General features: G+C 63.3%; 30 protein-coding genes. 11 read left to right on the forward strand and 19 right to left on the reverse strand.

Annotated elements, in window-relative coordinates; translation table 11 throughout:
- The first annotated feature begins 87 nt into the window (after positions 1–87).
- The gene (locus MESAU_RS21325) at positions 88–732 is read left to right on the forward strand and encodes a DedA family protein (protein WP_041163849.1); all 645 of its coding nucleotides are present in this window, start codon (positions 88–90) and stop codon (positions 730–732) included.
- 12 nt (positions 733–744) lie between these two features.
- Here the strand turns inward: MESAU_RS21325 and MESAU_RS21330 are convergent, their stop codons facing one another.
- The 5 genes from MESAU_RS21330 to MESAU_RS21350 all read right to left on the reverse strand — a co-directional run bounded on the left by MESAU_RS21330 (position 745) and on the right by MESAU_RS21350 (position 4,235).
- On the reverse strand, positions 745–1,539 hold the full coding sequence (locus MESAU_RS21330; RefSeq protein WP_015318097.1) for a phosphodiester glycosidase family protein: 795 nt from the start codon (positions 1,537–1,539) through the stop codon (positions 745–747).
- A gap of 111 nt (positions 1,540–1,650) precedes the next feature.
- Positions 1,651–2,277, reverse strand: a complete 627-nt coding sequence (locus MESAU_RS21335) for a transglutaminase-like cysteine peptidase (RefSeq protein ID WP_015318098.1) — start codon at positions 2,275–2,277, stop codon at positions 1,651–1,653.
- Positions 2,278–2,423: 146 nt separating this feature from the next.
- Positions 2,424–3,296 carry an undecaprenyl-diphosphate phosphatase gene (locus MESAU_RS21340; RefSeq protein WP_015318099.1) on the reverse strand — a complete coding sequence of 291 codons (873 nt, stop codon included), beginning with the start codon at positions 3,294–3,296 and terminating at the stop codon, positions 2,424–2,426.
- Between the two features lie 194 nt (positions 3,297–3,490).
- Entirely contained in the window at positions 3,491–3,688 is a 198-nt protein-coding gene (locus tag MESAU_RS21345; protein WP_015318100.1) for a hypothetical protein, read from the reverse strand.
- 151 nt (positions 3,689–3,839) lie between these two features.
- A complete protein-coding gene (locus MESAU_RS21350) occupies positions 3,840–4,235 on the reverse strand; it encodes a GFA family protein (protein WP_015318101.1) in 396 nt (131 codons plus the stop codon).
- Between the two features lie 113 nt (positions 4,236–4,348).
- Here MESAU_RS21350 and MESAU_RS21355 point away from each other — a divergent pair, with 113 nt between their 5' ends.
- Positions 4,349–5,377: an isopenicillin N synthase family dioxygenase gene (locus MESAU_RS21355; protein ID WP_015318102.1), complete on the forward strand. Its 1,029-nt coding sequence runs from the start codon at positions 4,349–4,351 to the stop codon at positions 5,375–5,377.
- Positions 5,378–5,426: 49 nt separating this feature from the next.
- Here the strand turns inward: MESAU_RS21355 and MESAU_RS21360 are convergent, their stop codons facing one another.
- The 3 genes from MESAU_RS21360 to MESAU_RS21370 all read right to left on the reverse strand — a co-directional run bounded on the left by MESAU_RS21360 (position 5,427) and on the right by MESAU_RS21370 (position 7,261).
- Positions 5,427–6,383, reverse strand: coding sequence for an alpha/beta fold hydrolase (locus MESAU_RS21360; protein WP_015318103.1), 957 nt, complete (start codon positions 6,381–6,383; stop codon positions 5,427–5,429).
- A 25-nt stretch (positions 6,384–6,408) separates the two neighbouring features.
- Positions 6,409–6,894, reverse strand: coding sequence for an SRPBCC family protein (locus tag MESAU_RS21365; RefSeq protein ID WP_015318104.1), 486 nt, complete (start codon positions 6,892–6,894; stop codon positions 6,409–6,411).
- Positions 6,895–7,012: 118 nt separating this feature from the next.
- Positions 7,013–7,261 carry a ParB N-terminal domain-containing protein gene (locus MESAU_RS21370; protein ID WP_015318105.1) on the reverse strand — a complete coding sequence of 83 codons (249 nt, stop codon included), beginning with the start codon at positions 7,259–7,261 and terminating at the stop codon, positions 7,013–7,015.
- A 155-nt stretch (positions 7,262–7,416) separates the two neighbouring features.
- On the opposite strand from MESAU_RS21370, the gene MESAU_RS21375 reads away from it, so the two are divergent.
- The 5 genes from MESAU_RS21375 to MESAU_RS21395 are packed head-to-tail and all read left to right on the forward strand — an operon-like array spanning position 7,417 to position 12,945.
- Entirely contained in the window at positions 7,417–9,057 is a 1,641-nt protein-coding gene (locus tag MESAU_RS21375; protein WP_174361998.1) for a N,N-dimethylformamidase beta subunit family domain-containing protein, read from the forward strand.
- 1 nt (position 9,058) lies between these two features.
- On the forward strand, positions 9,059–10,444 hold the full coding sequence (locus MESAU_RS21380) for an aminotransferase family protein (RefSeq protein ID WP_015318107.1): 1,386 nt from the start codon (positions 9,059–9,061) through the stop codon (positions 10,442–10,444).
- A gap of 5 nt (positions 10,445–10,449) precedes the next feature.
- Positions 10,450–11,379, forward strand: a complete 930-nt coding sequence (gene kce / locus MESAU_RS21385) for a 3,5-dioxohexanoate:acetyl-CoA acetone transferase (protein WP_015318108.1) — start codon at positions 10,450–10,452, stop codon at positions 11,377–11,379.
- Positions 11,380–11,383: 4 nt separating this feature from the next.
- Complete coding sequence (locus MESAU_RS21390) at positions 11,384–11,920, forward strand: GNAT family N-acetyltransferase (protein WP_015318109.1); 537 nt, start codon at positions 11,384–11,386, stop codon at positions 11,918–11,920.
- The gene (locus MESAU_RS21395) at positions 11,917–12,945 is read left to right on the forward strand and encodes a histone deacetylase family protein (RefSeq protein ID WP_015318110.1); all 1,029 of its coding nucleotides are present in this window, start codon (positions 11,917–11,919) and stop codon (positions 12,943–12,945) included. Before MESAU_RS21390 ends, MESAU_RS21395 begins: the two co-directional genes overlap by 4 nt.
- 15 nt (positions 12,946–12,960) lie before the next feature.
- On the opposite strand, the gene MESAU_RS21400 is transcribed toward MESAU_RS21395, so the two are convergent.
- From MESAU_RS21400 to MESAU_RS21410, 3 genes are all read right to left on the reverse strand, one after another.
- Positions 12,961–14,229 carry a cysteine desulfurase-like protein gene (locus tag MESAU_RS21400; protein WP_015318111.1) on the reverse strand — a complete coding sequence of 423 codons (1,269 nt, stop codon included), beginning with the start codon at positions 14,227–14,229 and terminating at the stop codon, positions 12,961–12,963.
- Positions 14,230–14,271: 42 nt separating this feature from the next.
- Complete coding sequence (locus MESAU_RS21405) at positions 14,272–15,339, reverse strand: aldo/keto reductase (protein WP_015318112.1); 1,068 nt, start codon at positions 15,337–15,339, stop codon at positions 14,272–14,274.
- Positions 15,340–15,459: 120 nt separating this feature from the next.
- Entirely contained in the window at positions 15,460–15,969 is a 510-nt protein-coding gene (locus MESAU_RS21410) for a hypothetical protein (RefSeq protein ID WP_015318113.1), read from the reverse strand.
- A gap of 334 nt (positions 15,970–16,303) precedes the next feature.
- Between MESAU_RS21410 and MESAU_RS30395 the strand changes: the two genes are divergently transcribed.
- Entirely contained in the window at positions 16,304–16,468 is a 165-nt protein-coding gene (locus MESAU_RS30395) for a hypothetical protein (protein WP_015318114.1), read from the forward strand.
- Positions 16,469–16,520: 52 nt separating this feature from the next.
- Here the strand turns inward: MESAU_RS30395 and MESAU_RS21415 are convergent, their stop codons facing one another.
- On the reverse strand, positions 16,521–17,027 hold the full coding sequence (locus MESAU_RS21415) for a DUF1993 domain-containing protein (RefSeq protein ID WP_015318115.1): 507 nt from the start codon (positions 17,025–17,027) through the stop codon (positions 16,521–16,523).
- 140 nt (positions 17,028–17,167) lie between these two features.
- Here MESAU_RS21415 and MESAU_RS21420 point away from each other — a divergent pair, with 140 nt between their 5' ends.
- Positions 17,168–18,217: a DUF1176 domain-containing protein gene (locus MESAU_RS21420; protein ID WP_015318116.1), complete on the forward strand. Its 1,050-nt coding sequence runs from the start codon at positions 17,168–17,170 to the stop codon at positions 18,215–18,217.
- A 45-nt stretch (positions 18,218–18,262) separates the two neighbouring features.
- Here the strand turns inward: MESAU_RS21420 and MESAU_RS21425 are convergent, their stop codons facing one another.
- From MESAU_RS21425 to MESAU_RS21455, 7 genes are all read right to left on the reverse strand, one after another.
- A complete protein-coding gene (locus tag MESAU_RS21425; RefSeq protein WP_015318117.1) occupies positions 18,263–19,114 on the reverse strand; it encodes an alpha/beta hydrolase family protein in 852 nt (283 codons plus the stop codon).
- Positions 19,115–19,187: 73 nt separating this feature from the next.
- Complete coding sequence (locus tag MESAU_RS21430; RefSeq protein ID WP_015318118.1) at positions 19,188–20,798, reverse strand: NTP transferase domain-containing protein; 1,611 nt, start codon at positions 20,796–20,798, stop codon at positions 19,188–19,190.
- Positions 20,795–21,499: an XdhC family protein gene (locus MESAU_RS21435; RefSeq protein WP_015318119.1), complete on the reverse strand. Its 705-nt coding sequence runs from the start codon at positions 21,497–21,499 to the stop codon at positions 20,795–20,797. The genes MESAU_RS21430 and MESAU_RS21435 overlap by 4 nt, the downstream gene beginning before the upstream one ends.
- 6 nt (positions 21,500–21,505) lie before the next feature.
- Complete coding sequence (locus tag MESAU_RS21440; RefSeq protein WP_015318120.1) at positions 21,506–21,844, reverse strand: XdhC family protein; 339 nt, start codon at positions 21,842–21,844, stop codon at positions 21,506–21,508.
- A 48-nt stretch (positions 21,845–21,892) separates the two neighbouring features.
- Positions 21,893–23,182 carry a vWA domain-containing protein gene (locus tag MESAU_RS21445; RefSeq protein ID WP_083883056.1) on the reverse strand — a complete coding sequence of 430 codons (1,290 nt, stop codon included), beginning with the start codon at positions 23,180–23,182 and terminating at the stop codon, positions 21,893–21,895.
- The gene (locus MESAU_RS21450; protein WP_015318122.1) at positions 23,148–24,077 is read right to left on the reverse strand and encodes an AAA family ATPase; all 930 of its coding nucleotides are present in this window, start codon (positions 24,075–24,077) and stop codon (positions 23,148–23,150) included. Before MESAU_RS21450 ends, MESAU_RS21445 begins: the two co-directional genes overlap by 35 nt.
- A complete protein-coding gene (locus tag MESAU_RS21455) occupies positions 24,074–24,601 on the reverse strand; it encodes a flavin reductase (RefSeq protein WP_015318123.1) in 528 nt (175 codons plus the stop codon). The genes MESAU_RS21450 and MESAU_RS21455 overlap by 4 nt, the downstream gene beginning before the upstream one ends.
- Before the next feature lie 179 nt (positions 24,602–24,780).
- Between MESAU_RS21455 and MESAU_RS21460 the strand changes: the two genes are divergently transcribed.
- Both MESAU_RS21460 and MESAU_RS21465 read left to right on the forward strand, forming a co-directional pair.
- The gene (locus MESAU_RS21460) at positions 24,781–25,854 is read left to right on the forward strand and encodes a branched-chain amino acid ABC transporter substrate-binding protein (RefSeq protein WP_015318124.1); all 1,074 of its coding nucleotides are present in this window, start codon (positions 24,781–24,783) and stop codon (positions 25,852–25,854) included.
- On the forward strand, positions 25,854–26,876 hold the full coding sequence (locus MESAU_RS21465) for a P1 family peptidase (RefSeq protein ID WP_015318125.1): 1,023 nt from the start codon (positions 25,854–25,856) through the stop codon (positions 26,874–26,876). The genes MESAU_RS21460 and MESAU_RS21465 overlap by 1 nt, the downstream gene beginning before the upstream one ends.
- The last annotated feature ends 11 nt before the right edge of the window (positions 26,877–26,887 follow it).

Genomic DNA, 26,887 nt, shown 5'->3' on the forward strand with positions numbered 1-26,887 from the left:
TACGGCTGGCTCGTCGACGGCAAGCTCGACGAACTCAGGATCTTGCTCGACAGGGCAGCTGAGGAACACTTTCAACACGGAGCTTGCGTGCAGTCGTTCATCGACCAGAGCGTATGTTTCATCGAGAACCATCAGGCCTGGGCGGGTCTCGTGGTCGGATTGCTGGCCTTCGGCGAGTCGCTGGTGCTGGTCGGCATCCTGTTGCCTGGCACCACCGTGCTGATCATCGTCGGCGGGCTGGTGGGCGCCGGTATCGTCCAGCCCCTGCCCGTTCTCCTCGCCGCGACGCTCGGCGCGGCGCTTGGCGACACCATCTCCTATTTTCTCGGCAAATGGCTGGGGCGCGGCGTCGTCCACAAATGGCCGCTCAACCGTTATCGCCGCGAGATCGCCAGGGCGCGCCTGTTCTTCCATCGCTACGGTGTCGCCGCCGTTTTCGTCGGCCGCTTCTTCGGTCCGGTGCGTGCCACCGTGCCGCTGGTCGCCGGCATGATGGGCATGAACAGGCGACGCTTCCAGGTCGCCAATATCCTGTCGGCGATCATCTGGGCGCCGGTCGTGCTGTCGCCTGGATGGCTGGTGACGAAAGGAGCCGACAATCTGCCTGAACTCGACGCGACCAGCCTGTTCGGCCTGGCGGTGATCGCGGCCATGGTGGTGGCGATCATCGTCGCCGTGCTTGTCGTCAGACTGCGTGGCAGGCGCAATGCAGGGAGTGCGTCTCGCGATTGAAGGCGCCTTGCATCAGCCGCCGCGCTTCCTGAAGACGCCGATCATCGGCCCCAGATTCCAGTAGTCGTCGTTGCGACCGATGGCCGGAGCGAGCAGGCTCGATATCGTGCCGTCGAGAAAGAGCGCGTTGTCGCAGCCGAGCGCGTCGCGAAACAGGCGAGCGAAGGCATGGAACGTCACCGTGCCGTTCGAGATGGCAAAGACGGCAACACCGTCCTTTCGCACTCCGACGCCGTCGCGGCTCTTGCGCGAGGTGCCGTCGGCCTGGAATTTCGGGTGAAGCTGGCCGTCGATCACCAGCATTGGCCCTGATTGTGTCGCATAGTCGGTGGCTGGCCGCTGCCTGACGAAGTCCTTGGTCGCCCGCACCACGGCCTTGCCGCGGCTCATATAGAAAATGCCATTCGGCTGCAGCGAAAAATTGCCGCTTCCCGATCCCGTTTTCACACCGGCCATTTCCTGGCCGCGTTCGACGTAAAGGCCGACCGGCCTGAGATCGGGGTGGTACATGCCGGCATTGATGGCAAACAGCATGGTCCGGCCCGCCATGCGCTGGGCGTTGTCGAGATTGTGCAGCGACTGAAAAGGCTTGCCTGCCGGGTCTTTCCAGAACAGTTCGATCGAATAGAGCTTCGGATCGACCTCGCAGACGAGGAAGCTCGTAGCCTCGAAGGAGACGTCGCGGCACGGCGGCACCGAAGCGAACCACTGGCCGAATGCCGCTGTCGTGGCGACCGCGTACGGCAACGCGGCCTTGAACAAGCTCAGCAGCAAGGGCGCCGAATACAGGACGGTCAAAAAATCCATGCGCGTTCCGGATTGCCATTCCAACGAACTGTCGTGGATAGCACCGCTTGCCGGCACGATGAAGGATTTGCTGAAAGAAGTATGGATTATAACCCGGACTTCGGGCAGCGATTATTTGACCGCGCTGACCAGCTTCTCCTCGCCGGCAAGAATGGAGACCCAGCGCCCGGTATTGTCGCTCGCCTGTCTTTTGAGATAGCGATACGGGGTCTGGTTCCAGAGGCGAACCTTGTCGACGAGATTGTCGAGGATGAAGTCGCCCTTGTCGGTGCGCACCGTCAGCACGGCATGGCCTTCGCCGTCCGGCTTGCGAACCACCGTCATCAGGAGATTGGCTATGGCGATGCCCAGGCTGTTGAGCTCACGCCGCTTTTCCAGCGCGTAATCCTCGCAATCGCCGAAGCCATTGTCCGGATAGGCCCACCATTCCTCCTTGCCGTAATTGTCCATGTCGCTCATCGGCTTGACGCGCGCGTTGACCGAGAGGTTTACGGCGCTGATCTCCCGCAACAGCTTGCCAGTCATCTGTTCCGGCTCGCTGTCGGATGAACGGATCGAGCACTCGGCGGCATGAATCTTGCAAAAATCATAGTGGCCAATCGGCTGGGACGTCGAGCCGCCGATAGCCATGGAAACGGGAGCCGTGTAAGCGGAATTCGCCGCCGAACAGAAAGCAATCAGGGCAATCGCAAGCCCCAGCCCCTTCGCCTTCCGGCGCCAACCCATCGAGGATGCCATCCGGCCCCGCCCATCTGTTTTGTTAACAGAACGTTAAGGGCGGTTGTATCCCGAAGTCAACCAAACCGGCCGATCACATCTTGGAGGGACGCCGCATGCCCCTTCGAGGGTTGCAGCAGCGCAACACCGAGGTTCGGGCTAGGGAGCTAGACGAGCCATCCCATCGCCACCCCCAGCAGCAGGACGACGCCAAGCAGGCCACGGTAGATGACAAAGGGCCAGGCGGAGAAGCGTTCCAGCACACGCATCAGGCCCCAAATGGCGAAGAAGGCCGAAATCGAGGCGACGAGCAGCCCCAGGCCAAGAACCGACCATCCATGGGCATCGAGATGCACCTTGTGCAGTTCCCACAATTCCTTGAGGCCGGCGAGCGCGATGGCCGGCAGCCCGAGCAGGAACGAGAAGCGTGCCGCCTCGGCCCGCTTGAAGCCGAGCCCCAGTGCCGCCGTCAGCGTCGAACCGGAGCGAGAGACGCCCGGGATCAGCGCGCCGACCTGGGCGACACCGACAAGAAGCGCGTCGGCGAGCGACGCTTCGCCGATGGTGCGCTTGTGGCGGGCGAAAATCTCGGCCAGGGCCAGCAGGATAGCCATGCCTATGCAGGCCCAGCCAATCACGCTCAAGCTGCGCAACGGCGAATTGCAGGTGTTGAGAACACCCGAAAGTACCACGCCGGCGATCACAATCGGGATTGTCGCCAGCACGATCCAGGAAGCCAGTTGGAAATGCCGATCGGCGAAATCGCGCCGTGTGAGAGCGTCGATCGAACCGAACAGGAGATCCCTGACATCGCCCCAGAAATAGCTGACCACGGCGGCAAGGGCGGCAAGCTGCATGGCGGCGGAGAAGGCGGAACCCGGATCCTGCCAGCCAAGCACCGCCGGCACGATGCGCATATGGGCGGTCGAGGAAATCGGCAGCAGTTCGGTTATGCCTTGCACCAGGCCGAGGAATGCGACCTTGGCAAATCCAAGGCCGACAAAGCCCGTGTCGACGCCTTGCGTGCAGATATCAGCCATGTCGGGTTCCATCCGGGAGAGATCGGAGTTGCGAAGGCACCATCGGAGGAGATCGGTGCCCGGCAAGGCATACCGTCATGCGGCGGATAATCAATTTACGGATTTGTAAGCTGGCACCGCCGCGTCGGACGCGCACGGTTCAAACCGGCCCGAAGGGCCGGCGATGCTCCCATGGCTGGAGGTTGGCAAGACGATTATGGGCAGAGCCAAAGTTTCTGGCAGGTCCTGGCAATAACATGGGCGGGCGGCACAACAGGCTCCTCCGTGGAGGGCCGGCGAGCCCGCTCGAGCAGCATGCGCAGCTGTTCCGGGCGCACACGGTCACGTTCCATCACGAGCAGGACCATAGGATCGCTCAAAAGCTCGTCCAGGGTGCTGATGCTGTCGTTCATCCGTCGTCTCCTCGAATGCCGGGCCCGCGACGCTTAGATAGGGAGACAAAGATGGCCCGCCAATGACGCTTTGCCGGCTATCACGTGTCTCTTTGGATTAATTTTTGGTCATCCTGGGGCACGTCCTTTCCCTTCGCGGGGAAGAAGGAAGCTAGGCCGGCGGAGCGCCTTCAAATTGCGGCAGGCCGTCATCCAGCATCACCCAGGGCTGTTTCGAGACGGTCCAGATGTGCATCTGGGGCCTGAACAGCGATGGGTCGTCAAGCGAACCGGTCGTCACGCCGATGATGCCGGCGGAATCGCGCCGCGAAAACAGGGTCGTGCCGCAGGCCGGACAAAACCCGCGCTTGAGGTCCGGCGAGGTGTTGACCGTGGCCAACGGGCCCTCGACCGTCACATCGTCGATGCGGAAAAGAACACGCGCATTGAACGCCGCGCCGATCGCCTTCTGGCAAAGCCGGCAATGGCAGATGCGCTCGTTGATGGAGGCGGCATCGGTGCGATAGCGCACGGCCCTGCACAGGCATCCGCCCTCGTATTTTGCCATCGCCTGGATCCATTGGTGGAGTGAACAGGCGGCAAAAGTAACGGCGAGGTCGATTGGGTCAATTGAAAAGCTTTGATACAAGGTCATCGATTATCGTGATGCAGCAGGATTTCATGACACCCGACATCGAAACGATCGGCATCGCGGCCCTGTTCGGGTCGCCCTCGCCCGCGCGCGACCGTGCCGACGCCGGGATCATGGCCGCGGCGGCCGGCATCGGCTTCCTGGCGGTCCGGGATTTTCCCGGCGATGACTGGCTGACGCCCGACAAGCGCGCGCAATTGCTGCGCATCTTCGCGCTTCCTGACGCCGAGAAGCAGGAATTGCTGCGCTGGAATTTCGATCACACCAAGAAAAATTTCTACCGCGGCTGGTTTCCGCTGCAGCCGCAAGCCGTTTCCTACAAGGAAGGCATCGACATGGGGCCGGATCTTGCCGATGGGGCGCGGGTCACGGCTTCCGACGATCCCTTGTGCGAGCCGACACCCTTGCCGGACGAGCATGCCCTGCCGGGCTGGCGCGCTGCCGCAGCCGACTACTATCGCGTGATGGAAACGGTCGGCACCATGCTGATGCGGTCGATCGCCCGCGGGCTTGGCCTGCCTGAGATGACCTTCGATACCTATTTCGACGGCGGCATCTCGACGCTGCGCCTGATCCGCTATCCCCTGCGCGACGCCAATGCGGGCGTCGACACCAGCGGACCGGAGTATTCGGTGACCCACAAAGGCGAGACGCGCACCATCATCGGCCGCGAACATGCAGATTCAGGCTTCGTCACCTTGCTGGCGCAGGACGGCGTCGAGGGCTTGCAGGCGAAAAACCTCGCCGGCGAATGGATCGACGTGCCTCCAGCCGACGGCACGCTGGCGGTCAATTTCGGCCAGTTGCTGGAACGCTGGACCGGCGGCCGCGTGCGGGCGACACGGCACCGGGTCATTGCGCCAAAAACGGTGCGGTTCTCGATCCCGTTCTTCCACGAGCCACGCGTCGACGCGGAAATCTCGCCTTTGCCGCTGGACGGCGCCGAACCCTTCGCGCCGTTTCTTTACGGCGACTATCTCTGGGAGTCGGCGACGAACTTCGTCGAAATGAGCGGCATCAAGCATCTGAGGCAGCCGCGCCGGGCCAAGGCTTCCTGAACAGCACGCCGGCTGTCTCGCAGGAGACGGCCGGCGGAGAAGGCAGGGGTCATTCGGCTTCGCCGACCACCTCGTCCCAGCTCTTCACCCTGGTCTCGCCGTCGAGGAACGGCAATGCGGCGGCCGTCAGTTCCGGAGCGAAGAAGACATCGTAGTGGGTGCGGTTGGGCAGGATGGCCAGCCGGTTCCGCGACAGGTTCTCGCGCATCCAGCCGGCATCTTTCAGGCCGCCGCCGAGCATCTGGTAGAACTTGATCTCGTGCTCGGGCTTATACATGTCGCTGTCGCCATAGGCGAGCATCACGGGCATCTTCAGCTTGGGAACGTCGGCCGAGAAGTCGTAGTTCTGGCGCATGAAATTGCCGAGCGCGTCGAGCAGTTTCGGGAAGTCCTCCGGATGCGGGGCGACGGCGACGTAGGATTTGTACATCGGCGTGTCTTTCATGTACGTCGCGGCGGCGGCACTCACCTGTGCCTGCTGCGGACGCATCTCGTCGTAGAAGCCGTCGGCGGCATAACCGGTCGAAACAAGGACCAGCCGGCGCACGGCCTCGGGATGCTGGACCGCCATGCGGAAGGCAACCCCGCCGCCCAGCGAATAGCCCATGACGTCGACCTTGTCGTAGCCGAGTGTCTTGACGATACCAGCCATGTCGTCGCCGATCGCCTGCAGGCTGAATGGCCGGTCGCCAAGGGCGGTGCGGCCATGCCCCTGCAGGTCGACCCCGATGACGGTGCGGTTTTCGGCTAGCTTGGGCAGGATCGGCGCGAACATGTCGGTGGAACCGAGGCCGCCATGCAGCAGAAGCAGCGGCTCACCCTTGCCATAGACGGCGTAATAGTAATTCACGCCATTGATCGGCAGCAGGCCAGACTTTTGTGGCTTCGGCAGTGTTTTCGTTTCGGTCGTCATGGCAGGCTTTGTCTCCTCTGCATTGATGGTGCCCGGGCAAGCGAGAAACGCAGCGGCCGAGGCAAAAATGGCAAAAAACAGAACTTTGGACATATCGAACTCCTCCGGTGTGGCTCTGTCAGAGCGTCCTGGCGAGATCTTCGAGCTGATCGGTGCACTGGCCCCAACCGGCGTGAAAGCCCATGGCCTCGTGCTGCTCGCGGTCGGCGACGCTCCAGTGCCGGGCGCGCGCGATGTAGCGGGTCTTGCCCTCGCCCTCGTCCTCGAAGGTCAGTACGACTGTCATGAACGGTTTTTCCGATGGCACCCATGACTGGGTATAAGCATCGGTCAAGACGATCTTCTCGCCGGGAACGACCTCGAGGAAGACGCCGGGGTTGGGGAACTCGTTGCCGTCGGGCCCTGCCATGACGACTAGGCTGTTGCCACCGGTGCGCACATCCATCTCGGCACGCGGCGTCGTCCACGGCTTTGGCGCGAACCATTGCGTGATCAATTTCGGTTCGGTCCAGCAGCGATAGACGTCCCCGCGCGGTGCATCGATGATGCGGGCGAGAACCAGTTCACGGTCGTCGGCGGGGGCGATGTCGAGCTTGGTGGCCACGGTGGTCTCCTCGGTTTGATCTGGCTTCCGTCCCAAGGACGAGCCGACGCAAAGCAAACCGACATCGCCCGCGAAAAATTCTGGAAACGGAGGCTGAAAACGGCGAGCGGAGCGCGTGTCAGTGGCGCTTGGCTTGCACCAGGTAGGCGTCGATTACGGTCTCGCCCAGCCATTTGGCGGCTTCGAGCCGGTGCAGGCCTTCGACAAGTATGTGCCGCTTGCCATCGTGGCGGACCTGGATCGGCGTCTTCATGCCGTTCTCGAGCATGTCCTCGGCCAGATGCCGGACGGTCTCGGGGTGCAGCGTCTTCTTCCGCGCCGTGGGCACGTAGATGTCGTAGACCTTGACCTTTTGGACCCTGAGCATACCTGTCCCCATGGCGGAACTGCCGCCGTCTTCCTGAGATAGTCGGTTTGCCGAAGGCGGCCAAGGGCGCGGCTAACGAATGCTGGCATGATCGTTTCCATTTGACGCCTGGCGGGCGGATCGCCGAAATGGCGCCTCAGATGGGCCAGGGCTTCATGATCAATCTGCCGACCGAATTCCCCGATTTCGGGCTGACAGCCGAGCAGCGCCGCCACGCGGTGCGCGGCCACTATTACGAGTGGCCGGGCATGGATGGCGAGCGCGGCGAAATCTGGTGCTACAGCGACCGGTTTTCCTATCGCGCCGGCGAGACAGTTACGCTGCATGTCAGCTCGACCGCTCCGTCCTTCGGCATGAGGATCATCCGCGATGGCGGTGCCGAGACGAGAGTATTCGAGAAATCGGACATTGCGGCGCGCTGGCAGGAGAGTCCGGAGCAATGCTCGGTCGAAGGCTGCGGCTGGGAAGCCTCCTTCGAATTTCGCGTGGAGAGCGACTGGCCCTCCGGCGCCTACCTGATAACGCTGACCGCCGACGGACGTGACGGCAAGCCGATCCAAAGTCACCACATTTTCATCGTCTCTCCCCAGCCCGGCAAGAAACCTGGCCGTGTGCTGCAGGTGGCGGCGACGGGCACCTGGCTTGCCTACAACACCTGGGGCGGCTCCAACCATTATCAGGGCATCACCGGGCCCGACCGCGACCAGTACTCGCCCATCGTGTCGACGCAGCGCCCCTGGTGCCGCGGCTTCGTCGTGTTGCCCGGGGATGCACCGCGCGTGCCGTTGGAGGTGGCGGTGCCGCCGAAGACCGTGCCGCGTTATCCGCACATGGAATGGGCGCTCGCCACCGGCCATTCGAAGAAATACGCCTCGTCGGGCTGGGCCAGCTACGACAGTCATTTTTTTCGCTTCGCCGAACGATCAGGCTACGGCGTCGACCTCGCCAGTCAGCATGACCTCCACTTCTCGCCCGAGATTCTCGACGGTTATGACTGCGCGGTCTTCGTCGGCCATGACGAATACTGGACTTGGGAGATGCGCGACGCGGTCGACTTCTATGTCGAACGCGGCGGCCATGCGGCGCGTTTTGCCGGCAATTTCATGTGGCAGACGCGGCTGGAAGATGAGGGCCGCCGGCAGGTCTGCTACAAATATCGCGCCCGCACCGAGGACCCGGCCTATCGCGGCGGCGACGTGACCCGCGCCACCAATTCCTGGGAAGCACCGGAAATCGGCCGGCCGGGTTCGGCGACCTTCGGGCTCAATGCGACACGGGGCGTCTATGCCGGCTGGGGTGGCTGCGCGCCACGTGGCGTACGCGGCTTTCCGGTCTATCGGCCGGAGCACTGGGCCTTTGCCGGCACCGGCATCTACTATGGTGACCTGCTCGGCGCCGACAGCCATGTCTATGGCTATGAGGTCGACGGGCTCGATTTCGAGATCCGCGGCGGGCTGCCCTACCCCACGCCAGACAGCGGCGCGCCTGACGGCCTGCAAGTGCTGGCAGTCGGCATGGCCAGCCAGGTCGAGGAAAGCGCCGACATTCCGATCGAGGACCAGTTCCTCACCGACGAGGATGGCCGCTTCACCGCCGAAACCTTGTTTGGCGAGGCAAGCGACGCCAATCTCGAAAAGGTCAAACGCGGCAATGGCATGATCGTCAATTTTCCACGCGGCAAGGGCGAGGTGTTCCATGCCGGAAGCTGCGAATGGGTCGCCGGCCTGCTAAGACAAGACCCGATGGTCGAACGGGTCACCCAGAATGTCCTCGACCGCTATATCGGAAAGTCCTGACATGTCGAAAGCCCAGACCGCCGTTCAAGACACTGATGCCCGGCGCCGATCGCATTTGTTCTACCTCTCCAGCCTGCGCCGGCCGCTGATCGACCGCGCCGAAGGCATTTACATGTGGACGCAGGACGGCCGCCGTTTCATCGACGGATCGAGCGGCCCAATGGTCGCCAATATCGGCCATTCCAACCGCAATGTGCTCGATGCGATGAAGCGGCAGATGGACCGCGCCACCTTCGCCTACCGGCTGCATTTCGAGAACGAGCCGGCGGAAGAATTGGCGCGCGAACTGGCTGGAAAGTTGCCGGAAGGCATGGACCGCATCTTTTTCGTGTCCGGCGGCTCGGAAGCGACGGAATCCTGCATCAAGCTGGCGCGGCAATGGGCCGTGGCCACCGGCCAGGCCAGCCGCTGGAAGGTGATCACGCGGTTTCCTTCCTACCACGGCGGCACGCTCGGTTCGCTTTCGATCACCGGCGACGACGCGCTGGCCGAAACTTTTACGCCGATGATGCGGGTGATGCCGACCGTGCCGGCACCGACCGCCTGGCGCGACCGCGACAATCTCTCGATGGAGCAGCGCGGCGTCCGCTACGCCGACATGCTGGAGGAGAAGATCCTCGCCGAAGGTCCCGAAAGCGTCGTCGCCTTCATCATGGAGCCGATCGGGGGTGCTGCGACCGCGGCCCTGGTAGCACCCGACAGCTATTATGCGCGCATTCGCGAGATCTGCGATCGCTACGGCATTCTGCTCATCCACGACGAGGTGATGAGCGGTGCCGGCCGCACCGGCAAATTCCTCGGCGGCGACCACTGGAACTGCAAGCCTGACATCGTTGCGCTGTCGAAGGGGCTCGGCTCGGGCTATGCGCCGCTCGGCGCGCTGGCCGCACCGATGCGACTGGTCGAGCCGCTGCTCGCTTCCGGCGGCTTCCAGCATGGCCACACCTATGCCGGCAATCCGCTCGCCTGCGCCGCCGGGCTTGCGGTGCTGGGCGAAATGGACCGGCTCGACCTGATTGCCAATGCGGCTGCCATGGGCAACGTGCTGATGGACGGATTGAAGGAACTTGCGAAGCGGTTCCCCTTCATTGCCGATGTGCGTGGCAAGGGGCTGCTTACGGGCGCCGAAATGGTCGCCGATCCCGATACGCTGAAACCGATCGAGCAGGGCAAAAAAGCCACGCAGCGCCTGCTTGATCTCGCCTATGAGCGCGGGCTGATCATCTATGGCCGCAGGGTCAAGGGCGGCGTCGACGGCGACAATTTCATGGTCGCGCCGCCGATGATCGTCACCGGCGAGCAGGTCGGCGAGATCATCTCCATCATCGGCGACTCGCTTGAGGCTCTGGCGGGCGAATTCGACCTGCCGGTCGAAGGCCGGGGGTAGCGGAAATGGCGCCGCGAAAAGTCATCATCACCTGCGCCGTTACAGGCTCGGTACACACGCCGTCGATGTCGCCCTATCTGCCGGTGACGCCGGACCAGATCGCCGCGGACGCTATCGCCGCGGCCGAGGCCGGCGCCTCGATCCTGCATCTGCACGCCCGCGATCCCAAAGATGGCCGCCCGACCGCCGATCCCGAAGTGTTCATGCAGTTCCTGCCGCGCATCAAGCAGGCGACCGATGCGGTGATCAACATCACGACAGGCAGCTCCTCGCTGATGACGCTGGACCAGCGGCTGGCGGCGCCGCTTCGGGCCCAGCCCGAAATGTGCTCGCTCAATATGGGCTCGATGAATTTCGCGCTGTTCCCGATGCTCGACAAGCCAAGGGACTGGCAGCACGAGTGGGAACCGAAGCTGCTCGAAGCCACCCGCGACACTATCTTCAAGAACACCTTCGCCGACATGGAAGGCGTGATCGAGCGGCTGGGCAAGGGCTGCGGCACCCGCTTCGAGTTCGAGTGCTACGATGTCGGCCACCTCTATTCGCTGGCGCATTTCCGCGATCGGGGGCTGGTTTCGGGGCCGCTGTTCATCCAATTCGTGCTGGGCATCCTGGGCGGCATCGGCGCCGACCCGGACAACCTCATCCATATGAAGCGCATCGCCGACAAATTGTTCGGCGACAGCTACCAGTTTTCGGTGCTGGCCGCCGGCCGCAACCAGATGCCGCTGATCTCGATCGCCGCAGCCATGGGCGGCAATGTCCGGGTCGGACTGGAGGACAGCCTCTATGATGGCCGCCAGCTGGCGAAGTCCAACGCCGACCAGGTGCGGCGCATCCGTGGCATTCTCGATGGACTGTCGCTGGAGGTCGCCACGCCGGCCGAAGCGCGTGACATGCTGGCGCTCAAGGGCGGCGACAGGGTGGCTTTTTGACGAGATGACAGCGCCCGCTCCTGCCACTGTACCTGTCACGCGTGCGGTTATCCTTCGCCCCGGCACCATCGATGACGTCGAAACCATTCACGCGGCGATCCTGAAGCTTGGCACTCATATCGGGGCGCCCGAGGAAATCATCTCGACGGCGGACGATCTCAGAAGCTGGGGCTTTGGCGAAAAACCCGCCTTCTCGACCCTCATCGCAGAAGTCGACGGCGAATTCGCCGGGCTGTGCCTGCATTTCCCGATCTTCTCGACCTGGATGGGACGGCCTGGCGTCTATGTGCAGGACCTCTATGTCGAGGACCGGTTTCGCGGCCGCAAGATCGGCGAACGCCTGCTGCGACGCGTGGCTGCCGAGTGCCGCAAAGAGGGCGGCGTGTATCTGAGGCTGTCGGTCGACACCGACAATGAGGGTGCCAAGTCCTTTTACGAACGGCTGGGCATTGCCTGGTCGAGCTACGAGCAGACGCAGAAAATCATCGGTGAGGCATTTTTCGCCTTCGCCGACGCGCCGGAAAATGGGGAGCAGCAATGAAGGCCTTCTATGCGCAGGAGCAGAAGCGCCACGATCCCAGGGCCTTTCTTTCCAGTGGCGCGGCGCAGCCCAACCCTGAACAGCCGGAGCGCGTCGAAAGATTGTTAGCCGGCGCAAAATCAGCTGGTTGCACGGTCGAGCGACCGCGCGATCACGGCCTCGGTCCGATCTCGGCGGTGCACACACCCGAGTATCTCGACTTCCTCGAACATATTTTCGAACGCTGGCAACGGATCGAAGGGGCGTCGGCCGAGGTCATTCCCAACATCCACCCGATCGCCCGCAACGGCTCCTATCCGGCCTCAGCAGTGGGCCAAGCCGGCTACCACATGGCCGACACCGCCTGCCCGATCTCGGGCGAGACATGGCAGAGCGCGCTGTGGAGCGCCTGGAGCGCGGTCGAGGCCGCCGAAACCGTCATGGCCGGAGCGTCGGCCGCCTATGCGCTGTGCCGCCCGCCCGGCCACCACGCCTTCGCCGATGCCGCCGGCGGCTTCTGCTTCATCAACAACTCAGCCGTGGCGGCGCAAGTGCTGCGCAGGCAGGCGGCCCGCGTGGCGATCCTCGATGTCGACCTGCATCACGGCAACGGGACGCAAGGCATTTTCTATGCGCGACCTGACGTGCTGACGGTGTCGCTGCACGCCGATCCGGTGCGGTTCTACCCGTTCTTCTGGGGCCATGCCGACGAGCGCGGCGAAGGTCCCGGGCTTGGCTATAATTTCAACCTGCCGCTGCCGCGCAAATCCGCGGATGCGGCGTTTCTGGAAGCGCTCGGCGTGGCGTTCCAGCGTATCCGCGCCTTCTCCCCCGATGTGCTGGTCGTGGCGCTCGGCCTCGACGCGTTCGAGGGCGATCCGTTCGGCGGGCTTTCGGTGACGACGCCGGGCTTCTCGCGCATCGGCGAGGCCATCGCCGGGCTCGGCCTGCCGGCGGTCATCGTCCAAGAAGGCGGCTATCTCTGCGACGAACTCGGCGACAATCTCACCGCCTTCCTCACCGGCTTTGGCGGCAAGGCGCGGTGAGAGTTCAAGCCCAAGTCAGGAGCGTTGCTGCCTGAGCATGGCAATCACCCGGTGCACGCTTTCCAGCGTCTCGTCGATTTCGGACGCGGTGTTGTAATGGGCGATGCCGATGCGCACGACGCCTTGCTCGGCCGGAATGCCGAGCTGATGGATGATCTCCCAGGCATAGTTGTGGCCCGACCACACGAAGATGTTCTCGGCGTTCATCTGCCGCACGATCGTTTCGGGGACAATGCCATCGACGGTGAAGGAGACGGTCGGCACACGATCGCCGAGCCGTTTCGGATCGGTGATGCCTCGGACCGTCAGCCCGGAAATGTCGGACAAGCCATCGATCAGCCTTTGCGCCAGCGGGTTTTCATGGGCAATGGAGACCTGGAACGCCTTGGCGATCTTCTGCCTTCTTGAACCACCCTCACCTGCCGCCGCGCCGAGCTCGGCGAAATAGTCGACCGCGGCGGTCAAGCCGGCCATCAGTTCAATCTGCGGCGTGCCGAGTTCGAACCGCTCGGGCAAGCCGTTCGAGGAGCAACGGCACTTATAGGCTTGCAGACCGTCGATGACGTCGCGCCGGCCCCACAAGATACCCATATGCGGACCGAAGAATTTATAGGCCGAGCAGATCAGGAAATCGCAGCCGAGTTCCTGCACATCGATCAGCCCATGCGGTGCGAATTGCACCGCATCGACATAAACCAGCGCGCCGGCCTGTTTTGCAAGTTGGGTCAAGGACCTGACCCGGTTGATCGAGCCGGTGAGATTGCTGGCGTAGTTCAACGCCACCAGCCTTGTCTTCCCGGACAGCAGGCCGGCGAGTGTCGCCTCCTCGATCTGCCAGGTCTTTTCGTCGAACGGCAGCCAGCGCACGACGAGGCCGAGGTCCTCGGCCAGTTGCAGCCAGGGCGACACATTACCCTCATGATCCATGCGGGTGAGGATGATCTCGTCGCCTGATTTCATCGTGCGGCCGAGCGTGCGTGACATATGATAGGTCAACGTCGTCATGTTGGCGCCGATGACAATCTCCCGCGGGCTCGCCGCGCCGAGGAAGTCGGCCATCGCCAGATGCGCCTCGTCAACGACCTGCTGTGCCGCGATCGTCGTTTCAAAATAACCGCCGAGATTGGCGTTGGTCGTAAGCAGGCAGCGCGACACCGCGTCGGCCACGACCTGCGGCACCTGCGTGCCGGCAGGATTGTCGAGATAGATGCGCCGCCGGCCCTTGTCGGTCAGCGAGAGAGCGGGGAATTTTCCACGCACGGCCTCGATCGAAAAATCCACCATCGTCTCCATCCCTTTGCTGCTACACGACAATTCCGGGCTCGGTCACGGGCAGGGATTGCCGACCCTCTGGTGAACGGCATCCACCGCCTTCTGCATTTCTTCAGTCCAGACGACATCCACCGAAGACAGCGCCATCTCCAGTTGGAAAATGGTTGTCGCACCGATGATGTTGGAGGTCACGAAGGACCGGCTCGAGACATAGGCATTGGCAAACAGCGCCGGCTCCAGGCCGAAAGAGCGCGCCAGCTCATTGTATTCGAGCTGCGCTTCGGCGGCATTGGGCGTCTCGTAACGCTGGCCGCGGTTAAACAGCTGCGAGCGCGAGCCCTGCGGGCGGGCGCCATGATCGTATTTGCCGGTCAGATAACCCTGGGCAAGCGGCGAATAGGCAAGCAGCGACACCCCTTCGCGCTCGCAGACCTCAGCGAGGTTCACCTCAAAAGTGCGGTTGACGAGGTTGTAGGCATTCTGGATCGAGGCGACGCGAGGACCGATCCCTTTGTCGGCCTCTGCAAGGAAGCGCATCACGCCCCAGGAACTCTCGTTGGAGAGACCGAAATGGCGGATTTTTCCTGCCTTCACCAGGTCATCGAACACCGCGAGCGTTTCGGCGATCGGCGTTTCACCGACCGGCGCGCCGACAGAATCGGCACGCCGCGCCACGGCGCCGACGCGCGTCGGGTTGGCGCCCCAGGGGATGTCCCGCTCCGGCCAGTGGATCTGATAAAGGTCGAGATAATCCGTGCCAAGCTTGGCCAGCGACTTGTCTATGGCATCGAAGATATCGGCCCGCACCAATTGCGAGGGCCGGTCGCCGCGAAACCAGCTGTTGGCCGTGCGGCCGACGACCTTGGAGGCCAGGATCACCTTGTCGCGGTTGCCCTTGGCCTTCATCCAACTGCCGATGATCTTCTCGGTCCGTCCTTGCGTCTCCGCCTTGGGCGGGATCGGATAGAGTTCGGCGGTGTCGATGAAATTGACGCCGCGCGAGAAGGCCAGGTCCATCTGGGCATGGCCTTCGGCCTCGGTGTTCTGCTGGCCCCAGGTCATCGAACCAAGGCAGATCTGGGTAACAAGAAGATCGGTCCGACCGAGACGGCGTTTGTGCATGGGATTCTGCTCCGGAGGGCATATGTGCGCGGCTGCGCGGGGAGGAGTTCGCATCTTATAGGAAAAGCAGAGGCGCTCTCCAAGCCTTGCCAGGCCGACTTTTGCGTGAGCAGAGCGGGGTTAGCGTCGTGCGGCGGCCACGGCGCGGCGCTTGGCCTCGTCGATCAGCATGTTGGCCACCTGCATGCGGATCATGGCGCGCTGGCGCAAATGCGGGGCGACGCGATCGGGATGGTTGGCGAAAGCAAAGCTGCGGCGCATGCGGCCGAAGTCGGCGGCGCTCTTGGACTGCTCCAGTCCCAGTTCGACCGCGATCGATTCAGGATCGATTGGCGGCAATGTTTCTTCAGGCTTCGGCTCTTCGCCAGCCAGCGCCAGCCTTGCCTGTTCAAGCACGGCGGCAAATTCGCTGGCCAGATCAGCGCCGGCCTCGCGATATTCCGCGGCGGATACCTTGATGCGGCCGGAATGGAGTTCATCGGCGACCGAGAGATAGTCGAACGGGATGGATGGGCGCGCGCCGGTCTCTACGCCCTCACCGCCGTTGCCCTTGTCGGTGGCAACGAAGAGGTCGTCGAGCAGTGACGCAAAATCCCGCTTGGCGCCGGTAGCGATATCAGCCTCCCCCATGCCCGACAGTTCGAGTTTCAGACCATAGAACCAGCTCGTTAAAAATAAATACCGCCGGTCTTAACTAATTTCCATTCAGGGGATCGTTACCGCAGGCGCAGGCAAAAGCCGGACTGCATGTTCATGCAGTCCGGAAATTCGCCAGGAGTGGCGAGGAAAACTGGCCATGTACCAGCTTCGAAGCCTACGTTGGGCGCGGCGCAAGAGTTTCACCTTGCTGCAAAAAAATTTCAAAAAAACATCCGGACATGGCAGGCATGCATATGCTGCACTGCACAATCTTCACGATTCATCTATATTGCCTGATGTGGAGGACCAACCAGGAGCCTGAATTATGGGTTTCTTCACGGAAATGTTCGCCCGGCCGCGCCCGCAGGAACATCTGAGATATCGCGCGGCGCTCGCGCTCCTTTATTCGATGAGCAATGCCGAGCGCGCCGACATCGGCATCAAGCCCGCCGATTTCCCACGCATCGCCCGCGAAATGTCCATCCGCTAAGCAGGTTGCGAGATGTCCCGGATCGACCCGGGACATCTCAAAGTCCGATTTCTCAACGCGATCCGAGGAATGTCGCCTTGCCCAGCGGCACGCCATTGTGGCGCAGGATGTCGTAGGCGGTGGTCAGGTGGAAATAGAAATTGGGCATGGCCACATGCAGCAGATATTGCATGCCGCTCAGCGTCGTTTCCCGGCCCCCCAGCTTCAGTTCGATCATCCTGTCATCCGACCCGTCGATATCGGCTGCGGAAAAAGTCGCCAGGTAGGCGACCGTCTTGGCGAGCCTCGCTTCGAGATCGGCGAAGCTTGCTTCATTGTCCTCATATTTAGGCACTTCGCGGCCGGCCAGCCGTGAAGGCGCGCCCTTGGCATGGTCGGTTGCGATCTGCACCTGCCTGGCAAGTGCGAACATGTCGGGCGCCAGCCGTGCCGTCAAAAACACCTGCGGGTCGATCTTGCGGTCAAGCGCATTCTGTTCGGCTGCAGCCAGCACACTGGAAAGTGCTTTCAGCCTGGCTGAAAACACGGGCACGGATGCCTCATACATCGATATCGTCACGTCGGATCTCCTGTCCGGCAGGAACGCCGGCGCGAGGACGTAGCGCTCTCAGGCGCGATTCTTCAAGCGGTGGCCGCATGGCGTCACCACGTCGCCGCAATCGCTGCGGTAGAATCTTCGTTATCGAGCGGAGATTCCCGATGAGACGCGCCCTTTTCGCAGCGACTGCCCTTCTCTCCCTTGCCACGACAGGCCACGCGGCATTGGCCGCAGCCGATACGCCCGAAGCGCCTTACGTCGATGATCGGTCGAGCGCGGATGCGGTCGTGCATTCACTCTACAGCGCCATCAACCGGCATGAATTCGCCCGCGCCTGGGGCTACTTCGGTGATACAAAGCCGGCAAAGGATTTCGACACATTCGCCAAAGGCTATGACGGCACCGACAAGGTGGAGGTCAAGACCGGTCCGATTTCGGACGAGGGCGCGGCGGGCAGCATCTATTACAACGTCCCGGTCGCCATCCAGGCAACCGACAAGAAGGGCGAGGCGAAGGTTTTCGCCGGCTGCTATACGCTGCGCCAGGTCAACGCCCAAATCCAGGCGCCGCCGTTCCAGCCTATCTTCATCGACAAGGGAGCGCTGAAGCCCTCCACAGCCGACTTCGAGGAGGCTTTGCCGCCAAGTTGCGGCGACGGTCCGCCGCCGCCGCAAAAGGACACCGCACTGGAACAGGCCAAGAAGGCCCTCCTGGCGACCTATGGCGACCAATGCGACAAGGACCGCCTGGCCAATGAGCCGGAGGTCTTTTCGATCAAATACAAGGACAGGAATGCTCAGCCGAACGATCCTGACAAGGAGACCCGGCTGTTCCACTTCTCCTGCTCGGCCGCCGCCTACAATGAAAGCTCGGTCTACTACATGACCGACGAGGTGGACGGTGTCAGGCAATTGCAGTTCGCCGAGCCGGAGACCGATATACGCTACGAGAACAACGACAGCGACGGCAAGCTGTTGAGTGTAACGGTGATCGGCTTCCGGACCACAGGGTGGGCGGTCAATTCCGGCTATGACCAGAACGCTCACACCATCACCACGCTCAACAAATGGCGCGGCGTCGGCGATGCTTCGGATGCCGGGACATATCTGTTCCGCAACGGCGATTTCTCGCTGGTCCAGTATGACGTCGACGCGTCCTATGACGGCGAGGAGAACCCGCAGACGATCGTCGACTACAACACCGCGCCTTAGATCCTCTAGCGCATCAGGCTTATGGTGCCTTCGACAGCATCCAGCTTATGGTGCCTTCGACAGCATCCAGTCGAGCGTGCCGCGCCAGTCTACCATGCGGATCGGCGTGCCGTGCGTGCCGGTCTCGAAGCGCACGAAGCGGGTCGGATAGTTTTTTGATTTGGCAAGGATGGAGCGGAAGAACGCTTCCTGGTTGGCCACGGGAAAGACCACATCGTGGCTGCCCTGGCCGAAGAACACTGGCACGCGACGCTTGAAGGCGGGACTGCCGAGAAAGCCCTCGTCCCACAGCGATCCGAGCAGCAGCAGTCCATTCACGCGGCCACCAGTATCCTTGCGTGCGGCAAGTTTCCAGCACAGCGCGCCGCCCATCGAGCCGCAGGCGACGAAGATTTTCGCGCCCGGAGACTGTTCGGCATAATGGTCGATCAGGGCGGCGACCAGTGCTGCGCCCTTGTCGCCGAAATCAGGGAAATCCGGAGAAATATAGAGCCCGCCATTGCCGGCCATCAGGTTCTTGAGCCGGTTGAAATTGCCGCCGAAGGTGAAGTCGTCGACGCCTTGCTTGCGGCTGCCGCCCTGCCCGTGCAGGTAAAGCACGATGATGGCGGCTCCTTGCGTCCTACCGACGGCGACATGCCTGACATCGCCCGCGTCGGTCTTCAGCATCAGATCCTGCTGCACCTTGCGCACGCCGGTGTCGGTGTACTGGGCATGCACGCGTTTTTCCGGCACCTCGTCGCGCTGGTTGATGTCGCGCATCTCGCGGTAGTCGAGGACCGTGTAGGCGCCGTTGCTGTCGGATGACAGCGTCGCCGGATAGGCGAAGAGATCGTCCTTGAAGGGTTTCAGGGACAATGTGTCGGCACTGGCGGCCGAGGAAAACAAGAAAAGCATTGCCGTGACGAAAGCGCGGCACGCGACGGTACGAATAGCCATACCGCAGGCATGCTAATGCCGCCTCCGTTTGTCAATCCTGCAGCACGCCGCCAGCGCCTTCCAGTGCCTCTCGGGTGTCGACATCGACGGACGCGCCTTCGCCGATCTCGACATCGATGACATCGAGCCCTTCGGCCTCGACCAGATGGCGAGCGCCGGTGTCGCCTTCGAGATGGGCGATTGCCGCGAATAACGAGCGCGGCAAAAGCACCGGGTTGCCGCGTTTGCCTTGGTGCGTGGCACGGACCACCGAGTTGCCGCCGGCCCTGCGGAAGGCATCGATAAGCCTGTCGAGGTCGTCGGATGCGACACCCGGCATGTCTCCCAGAACGATCATCGCACCAGCGGCGTCTTCGGGCAGATAGGCAGTGCCGGCCTTAAGCGAGGTCGACAGGCCATCGGCAAAATCAGGATTGTCGGCGAAGGTGACGTCGAGGCCCGACAATGCCGCGCGCACCCGCTCGCGCTGATGACCGGTGACGACGATCGTGCCCGAAGCCTTCGAGGCGAGCGCGCGTTCGGCGGTGCGGCGCACCAGCGGCTGGCCGTCGAACAGCGCCATCAGCTTGTTCGGCCCGCCCATGCGGCTCGACCGGCCTGCCGCCAGAAGCACGATCCCGACCTTGAGCCGGCTTTTGGCCGGCAGCGGCTCGCGCGGCTGCGGCCGCGTCGGTATCTCCATCAGCAGGCCGCCGACGCCCATGCCGGCAATGTCGCGCGCGGTGACGTCCAGGCCGGCAATCAATCGGTCGAGCACCCAGTCGAAGCCGTTCTCCTTGGGGCTGCGGGCGCAGCCAGGCGCGCCGATGATACGCTTGCCGCCGAGTGTGCCGAGCACCAGCAGATTGCCGGGATCGACCGGCATGCCCGCGCGGATGATGGTACCGCCCGCCCCCTCGATCGCCGCCGGAACGACGTCGGCGAAATCGCTCATGGCGGAAGCCCCGAAGATCACCACCATGTCGTTGTCGCGCGCAAGCGCGATGGCGGCCTCGGCGACAGGGGCGATCTCATGCGGCGTACGGCGCTCCGCCGTCAGCCAGCCGCCGGAGCGCGCCAGCCGGGCTTCGGTGACGCGCAGCGTCTTGTCGAGCACGGTTGGCTTGGTGCCCGGCAGCACCGTCTGGATGACGCCGACACGCATCGGCCGATAGGCGTTGACGGCAAAAATTTCGCCGCTGGCGCAGATTTCCGTCACGGCAGCCACCAACGAGGAAGAGACCGCGAAGGGGATGATCTTCACCGTCGCGACCATCTGGCCCTTTTCGACCGACGCGTGCTGGGCCAGCGTCGCGATGGTGATGGCAGGATCGACCGCATTGATCGCATCGATGACAGCGGCATTGACGGTGAAGATGCCAGCCGCCTTGGCGTGGAGATTGACCCGGCCGGTAGCGGCGGGCTTCGCCTCGATGCCGCCTAAGGTCATGCTTTCGGCAATTTTTTGCGCCGCGGCGTCCTCGCCGAGATCGTCCGGCGCCAGCACAGCCGCAACGACCTGCGAAACACCTGCCTCCTTGAGCGTGGAGACATCTTCGGCGCTCAGCCTGTGCGCCTTGCGAAATCGCTTTTCGCCGGCCGCGGTCGCATGCGCCAGCACCGCCCCTTCGGCCGCGTCGATCGGAATCGGACCGAATTTCACGCCGCCGCGCCCTTCGCATCGAGGCCGCGTGAGCGGAAGGCAAGAATGGTCTGCGCGAGAATGGCGACGGCGATCTCGGCGGGGCTTGCCGCCCCGATATCCAGCCCGATCGGCGCGTGGATACGCGCGATCTGGTCCGCACTCGCGCCCAGCGCCAGCAGGCGCTCGACGCGCTTGGCATGCGTCTTTCGGCTGCCGAGCGCTCCGACATAGAAACAGTTGGCGTCGAGTGCCGCCTTGAGCGCGAAATCGTCGATCTTCGGATCATGGGTGACGGCGGCGAGCGCCGTGTAAGCGTCAAGCGGCTGGCGTTCCAGCACGTCCTGCGGCCAGTCGGCATGCAAGGCGACATCGGGAAAGCGGTCCGATGTGGCAAAGGCGGTGCGCGGATCGATGATTTCCAAGGGATAGCCTGATATCCGGGCCATCGGCGCGAGCGCCTGACTGATATGCACGGCGCCGATCACCACCAGGCGCGGCCGCGGCAGATGCGCATTGAGGAAGAAGGTCCGCCCTTCCGCCTCGACAGACCCCGAATTGCCGGATCGAAACGCCTTGGCGATCGCCGCTCCGAGATCGCCGGCGACCTGATCGCCCTCCCGCACGATACGGTCGCGACCATCACCGAGATCGGTGACGAGGATCGCCGCGCGGCGGGCGCGCCGCTCGGCGTTGAGCGTCTTCAGCGCATAAGGATCCATCGGAGGTCAGCCCAATCGCTCAACATAAACCTTGATGCGGCCGCCGCAGGACAGGCCGACTTGCCAGGCGGTCTCATCGGCAACACCGAACTCCAGCATCCTGGCTTTGCCGGAGCCGATGACGTCGACCGCCTCGGTCACGACAGCGCCCTCGACGCAACCGCCCGAAACTGAGCCGTGGAAATTGCCATCGGCATCGATGACAAGGTGGCTGCCGACCGGGCGCGGCGCCGAACCCCAGGTCTCGACCACGGTCGCGACAGCGACATCCTTGCCGTCCTTCATCCAGGCTTCCGCGATGATCAGCGGGTCGCGGGCCTCATCGAGATAAAGACTGTCACTCATCGTTGCTTCTCTCAGGGTCTGTTTTTCCAAAAGCCGGAAAATATATGGCTATGCGGCGCGCCTTGCGCCAGCATCCATCCACCGCCGTGGATCGACGGAAAGGACCGATTTCTTGTCCAGCGAGGTGCAGAGATCGGCGAGCGCGTCGAGATTGTGCACCGAGCGGAATTCGTCGACATGCGGCAGCATCGCCTTGACGCCGCGGGCGCGCGCCTGAAAACCATCGAAGCGCAACAACGGATTGAGCCAGATCAGCCGCCGGCAGGATTTGTGCAGCCGTTCCATTTCTTCCGCCAAGCCCCCTATATCGTCGCGCTCCAGCCCGTCGGTGATCAGAAGCACCACCGCGCCCTGTCCCAGCACACGTCGCGACCATACAAGGTTGAACTCGGCTAGCGTATCGCCGATGCGCGTGCCACCCGACCAGTCCTTGACCGCCGCCGAGCAATCGGCAAGGGCGGCATCGGGATCGCGGTGGCGCATCTGCCGGGTCAGGTTGGTCAGCCGCGTGCCGAAGACGAAAGTGTGCACGCGCCGGCGCTTTTCCGTCAGCGCATGCAGGAAATGCAGGAAGATGCGCGTGTATTGGCTCATCGAACCGGAAATATCGGCCAGCACCACCAGGGGCGGATGAACTTCGCGGACCGAGCGGAATTTCGGCAGGATCAATTCACCGCCGGTGCGCGCCGCCGAGCGCATCATGGCACGTGGATCGATGCGGCGGCCATGCGCATCGGCCTTGAAGCGTCTGGTCCGCACCATGTCGACAGGCAGCCGCAACGCCGCGATCGCCTTCCTGGCGTCAGCCATCTCGACTGCGTTCATCTGCGCGAAGTCCTTGCCCCGCAACAGCTCGTTGCCGGAAAAGGTGAAGCGGGCGTCGACCTCGATCTCAGGGATTTCCTGAGGCGTCTGGTTTTTCCGATGACCCTCGAACATCGCCTGGCTGACGCGATTTTCAGCCGCGCGCGGTTTCTGCTTCTGCCTGACGTCAGGCGCCACCGGCGAAAACATCGCCAGCAGCTTCTCGATCAATTCGCGCGATTTCCAGAACAGTCGGAAAGCTTCGTCGAAGGTGGCATGATCCTCATGCCGCGAGACCAGAACGGCGTGCAGGGTCCAGTAAAAGTCATCACGCGAGCCGATGCCGGCGACGAGCACCGCCTCGATCGCGTCCTTGACCGAAGCGGGCCCGACCCGCATGCCGGCCTTGCGCAAGGCGCGGGCGAAATAGACGATGTTGTCTGCGATCCGGCCGTCCGCCGTCGCCTCTCCAGGGTCGGGTCGGGACGCCTTCACCACCCTACTCCGCCGCCGCGAGCTCGGCCTTGACCTCATCGAGGATGCGCCGGCCCTCGCCCGCGCCGATGCGGGCAATGTCGTCCTGGTATTTCAGCAGCACCCCGATCGTGTCGGACACGGTCTCCGGATCGAGCGCCACCTTGTCGAGTTCGGTCAGCGCGCCGGCCCAGTCGATGGTTTCGGCGACGCCCGGCACCTTGAACAGCTCGATCTGGCGCAGCTTCTGGATGAAGGACACCACTTCGGCCGAAAGCCGCTGGTTGGCCCGAGGCACCTTGCGGCGCACGATCTCCAGTTCGCGCTCGGCATCGGGGTAGTCCACCCAGTGATAAAGGCAGCGCCGCTTCAGCGCATCGTGGATTTCGCGGGTGCGGTTGGTGGTGATGATGACGATCGGCGGCTCTTCCGCCTTGATCGTGCCGAGTTCAGGCACAGTCACCTGGAAGTCCGAGAGGATTTCGAGCAGGAAGGCTTCGAAGGCTTCGTCGGTGCGGTCGAGTTCGTCGATCAGGAAAACCGGGGCTGCGCCCGTCTTGCCAGTCAGCGCATCGAGCACCGGCCGGCGGATCAGGTACTTTTCGGAGAAAACGTTACGCTCCATGGCGGAGCGGTCGACCTTGCCGGCGGCCTCCTCCATGCGGATTTCGATCATCTGCGCGGCGTAATTCCACTCATAAACGGCCGAGGAGACGTCGAGCCCCTCATAACACTGCAGGCGGATCAGCCGGCGGCCAAGCGCCTCGGCCAACACCTTGGCGATCTCGGTCTTGCCGACGCCGGCCTCGCCTTCGAGGAAAAGCGGCCGCCTCATGCGCAGAGACAGGAAAAGCACCGTTGCCAGCGACCGGTCCGCGACATAGTCCGCGCCGGTCAGGAGATCGAGCGTTTCGTCGATCGTCCGCGGCACGGGGCGCGGTTCCAAGTCGCTCATTCCTTCTCCGCGGGTGCGGCGGCCCCACTTTCCAGGACGTGGTAGCCGCGGGCGTGATAGATCAGCGGCCGCAAATTATCGCCCATACGCAGACCTGTCACCTTGCCAAAAAGCACACGATGGGTGGCCAGGTCCTTGGTGTCGATCAGTTCGCAGTCGAACACGGCTAGCGCGCCCTTCAGCGTCGGCGCGCCGGTGGAAATCACATCCCATTCGCCGAGCGCGAAGCGCTCTTCGACCGGCAGGCCAGTCATGCCGGAAAATCCAATCGACAGCGGCTCCTGGTGCGAAGCCAGCGTGTTCAGGGCAAATTTGCCGTTCTTCACGAACAGCTCATTCTTGGCATTTTCACGATTGAGGCAGACCAGGATGGTCGGCGGCGTATCCGACACAGAGCATGCCGCGATCACCGTCGTCCCCCGCTTTCCGGCGGGTCCGTCGGTGGTCACCACATGGACATGACCGGCAAAATGACTCATCGCGTCGCGATAGGCCTGCGGTCCAATATCGTTCTTCTTCAGCACTGGAAGATTCCATGGCCATTGTTCACCTGACATATATGGCCAGACATCACATGCCACAAGCGAAGTGCTTGGCCCATATCCCGAATTCGCGTGTTGCACCAAGGCCGGGCAGCCTTTAGGTCTTGGCGGGAATTTGACGCCTGCGCGACGTCGCGGGCTTGGAGGAATTCTTCGGCAGCATGCGATCCGGGGCAACCATAACCGCAGCGCTGGCCTGGCTGTTCATGGCCGGCGCCGCCAGCGCACAGACGCTCACGATTGGTGTCGCAGCACCCCTGTCGGGACCATCGGCCATCCTCGGCAGGCAGATCGAGGCTGGCGCCGGGCTCGCGGCAGAGGTGGACGGCATCCAACTCAAGACTGTTGATGACGCCTGCACCGGCGATGGCGGCGCCGCGGCGGCCAGGGAATTCGTGGCAGCCAAGGTCAATGTCGTGATCGGCTTCCTCTGCACGGAGGCGATCGAGGCGGCGATGCCTGTCCTTAAGGACGCCAATATTCCTGTCATCACCGTTGGTGTGCGAACCGAAAGCCTGACCGACCGCCGCGCCAAGACCGGCTGGCCGGTTTATCGCCTCGGCCCGCGAGGCGACGACGAGCGCAATGCCGTCGCCTCCACCCTTACCCGCCTATGGCGGAACGAGCTGTTCGCGATCATCGACGACGGCACCATCTATGGCCGTGAGATGGCGGAGACATTTCGTGCTGCTGCCGAGCAGGCGGCACTGAAACCGGTCTTCGTCGACACGTTCCGGCCGCAGCTCGACAACCAGATCGGCCTGGTGGGACGGCTGAAAAAGGCCGGCGCCACGCATGTCTTTGCCGGCGGCGACGGCGACGACATCGCCATCATGGGGCGCGATGCCGCCCAGCTCCAGACGGGCATCGTCCTTGCCGGCGGCGAAAACCTGCGCACGCCGCCCGGCGACGTGCCTTACGCGACCGGCACGCTGATGATCGCGCCACCCGAATGGGCCGATGTCGCGGATCCCAAAGTGCTGGAAAGCTTCTCCGCGCACAAGATCGTGCCGGACGGCTACGCCCTGCCGGCTTATGCTGCGGTCGAGATCGCCAAGGCCGCATCGTCGGACGCAGCAGGCTCCGGCGGGCCGCTGGCCGAGGCACTCACCGGGCATGATTTCACCACGGCGATCGGACCGGTCCGCTTCGACGACAAGGGCGACCTCAGCCAGAGCCTCTACCGTGTCTTCCGCTTCGACGGCACCCGCTTCGTGCCCTTGGAAAACAACTGATGTTCCGCACCGGTCCACGCAATCTCATCACCGATGTCATGGGCCTGCGCGTCGGCAATGCTTCCGACGCCAGGCTGAAGTCCGGCGTGACGACCGTCCTTTGCGACGAGCCGCCGGTCGCGGGAGTCCAGATTCTTGGCGGCGCGCCTGGCACCCGCGAGACGGATCTGCTGGAACCGCACAATTTGGTGGAGACGATCCATGCCGTGGTGCTGTCAGGCGGTTCGGCTTTCGGCCTCGATGCTGCCTCCGGCGTGCAGGCCGCATTGCGCGAACGCGGCATCGGCTTCGAGGTTGGCGGCTTCCGCGTACCGATCGTGCCGGCGGCGATCCTCTTCGATCTGCGCAATGGCGGCGACAAGGACTGGGGCCGCTATCCCCCCTATCGCGACCTCGGCTACGAGTCGGTGCAGACTGCCGCTGTCGATTTCCAATTTGGCACGGCGGGCGCCGGAACCGGTGCACTGACGTCGGGGCTGAAGGGTGGCCTGGGTTCCGCCTCGACACTGCTGGACAATGGGATCACCATCGGCGCGCTGGCCGCCGTCAACCCGACCGGCTCGGTGACCGTCGGCCGCACCCGCCATTTCTGGGCGGCACCCTTCGAAATCGGCGATGAATTCGGCGGGCTTGGTTATCCCTCGCCCATGCCCGAGGACGCGAAGCGGATTTTGCTGAAATACCGGGACAAGGATCACGGACGGCAGATGGACAGCGGCGGCAACACGACCATCGCGGTCATTGCCACGGACGCGGTTCTCACCAAGGCCGCCGCCAAACGCCTGGCGATTTCGGCGCATGACGGCTTCGTACGCGCCATCTGGCCGACCCATACGCCGGCCGACGGCGACCTGGTGTTCGCGCTGGCCACCGGCAAGAGCGGGGTCGAACTGACCGCCGACGCGGCAATCGACCTCTACGCCGCCGCCGGCGCCACTATGGCGCGCGCCATCAGCCGTGGCGTGTTTGCCGCGACGCCAGCCGACAACGACCTGTTTCCCGTCTGGTCGTCACGTCACTAGGCTGGCTAAAG

Origin of the sequence: Mesorhizobium australicum WSM2073 (assembly GCF_000230995.2) — a bacterium.
Taxonomy (GTDB): Bacteria; Pseudomonadota; Alphaproteobacteria; order Rhizobiales; family Rhizobiaceae; genus Mesorhizobium; species Mesorhizobium australicum.

Excerpts from the sequence above, each read along its gene's own strand:
- kce (WP_015318108.1), top strand. The coding sequence starts at position 10,450 with ATGGCGCCGCGAAAAGTCATCATCACCTGCGCCGTTACAGGCTCGGTA.
- MESAU_RS21380 (WP_015318107.1), top strand. The coding sequence starts at position 9,059 with ATGTCGAAAGCCCAGACCGCCGTTCAAGACACTGATGCCCGGCGCCGA.
- MESAU_RS21330 (WP_015318097.1), bottom strand. The coding sequence starts at position 1,539 with ATGGATTTTTTGACCGTCCTGTATTCGGCGCCCTTGCTGCTGAGCTTG.
- MESAU_RS21460 (WP_015318124.1), top strand. The coding sequence starts at position 24,781 with ATGCGATCCGGGGCAACCATAACCGCAGCGCTGGCCTGGCTGTTCATG.
- MESAU_RS21375 (WP_174361998.1), top strand. The coding sequence starts at position 7,417 with ATGATCAATCTGCCGACCGAATTCCCCGATTTCGGGCTGACAGCCGAG.
- MESAU_RS21345 (WP_015318100.1), bottom strand. The coding sequence starts at position 3,688 with ATGAACGACAGCATCAGCACCCTGGACGAGCTTTTGAGCGATCCTATG.
- MESAU_RS21390 (WP_015318109.1), top strand. The coding sequence starts at position 11,384 with ATGACAGCGCCCGCTCCTGCCACTGTACCTGTCACGCGTGCGGTTATC.
- MESAU_RS21370 (WP_015318105.1), bottom strand. The coding sequence starts at position 7,261 with ATGCTCAGGGTCCAAAAGGTCAAGGTCTACGACATCTACGTGCCCACG.
- MESAU_RS21465 (WP_015318125.1), top strand. The coding sequence starts at position 25,854 with ATGTTCCGCACCGGTCCACGCAATCTCATCACCGATGTCATGGGCCTG.
- MESAU_RS21350 (WP_015318101.1), bottom strand. The coding sequence starts at position 4,235 with ATGGCAAAATACGAGGGCGGATGCCTGTGCAGGGCCGTGCGCTATCGC.
- MESAU_RS21335 (WP_015318098.1), bottom strand. The coding sequence starts at position 2,277 with ATGGCATCCTCGATGGGTTGGCGCCGGAAGGCGAAGGGGCTGGGGCTT.
- MESAU_RS21410 (WP_015318113.1), bottom strand. The coding sequence starts at position 15,969 with ATGGGGGAGGCTGATATCGCTACCGGCGCCAAGCGGGATTTTGCGTCA.
- MESAU_RS21440 (WP_015318120.1), bottom strand. The coding sequence starts at position 21,844 with ATGAGTGACAGTCTTTATCTCGATGAGGCCCGCGACCCGCTGATCATC.
- MESAU_RS30395 (WP_015318114.1), top strand. The coding sequence starts at position 16,304 with ATGGGTTTCTTCACGGAAATGTTCGCCCGGCCGCGCCCGCAGGAACAT.
- MESAU_RS21400 (WP_015318111.1), bottom strand. The coding sequence starts at position 14,229 with ATGGTGGATTTTTCGATCGAGGCCGTGCGTGGAAAATTCCCCGCTCTC.
- MESAU_RS21355 (WP_015318102.1), top strand. The coding sequence starts at position 4,349 with ATGACACCCGACATCGAAACGATCGGCATCGCGGCCCTGTTCGGGTCG.
- MESAU_RS21450 (WP_015318122.1), bottom strand. The coding sequence starts at position 24,077 with ATGAGCGACTTGGAACCGCGCCCCGTGCCGCGGACGATCGACGAAACG.
- MESAU_RS21395 (WP_015318110.1), top strand. The coding sequence starts at position 11,917 with ATGAAGGCCTTCTATGCGCAGGAGCAGAAGCGCCACGATCCCAGGGCC.
- MESAU_RS21340 (WP_015318099.1), bottom strand. The coding sequence starts at position 3,296 with ATGGCTGATATCTGCACGCAAGGCGTCGACACGGGCTTTGTCGGCCTT.
- MESAU_RS21360 (WP_015318103.1), bottom strand. The coding sequence starts at position 6,383 with ATGTCCAAAGTTCTGTTTTTTGCCATTTTTGCCTCGGCCGCTGCGTTT.
- MESAU_RS21435 (WP_015318119.1), bottom strand. The coding sequence starts at position 21,499 with ATGGATCCTTATGCGCTGAAGACGCTCAACGCCGAGCGGCGCGCCCGC.
- MESAU_RS21405 (WP_015318112.1), bottom strand. The coding sequence starts at position 15,339 with ATGCACAAACGCCGTCTCGGTCGGACCGATCTTCTTGTTACCCAGATC.
- MESAU_RS21420 (WP_015318116.1), top strand. The coding sequence starts at position 17,168 with ATGAGACGCGCCCTTTTCGCAGCGACTGCCCTTCTCTCCCTTGCCACG.
- MESAU_RS21445 (WP_083883056.1), bottom strand. The coding sequence starts at position 23,182 with ATGAGGTCAAGGCCGAGCTCGCGGCGGCGGAGTAGGGTGGTGAAGGCG.
- MESAU_RS21425 (WP_015318117.1), bottom strand. The coding sequence starts at position 19,114 with ATGCTTTTCTTGTTTTCCTCGGCCGCCAGTGCCGACACATTGTCCCTG.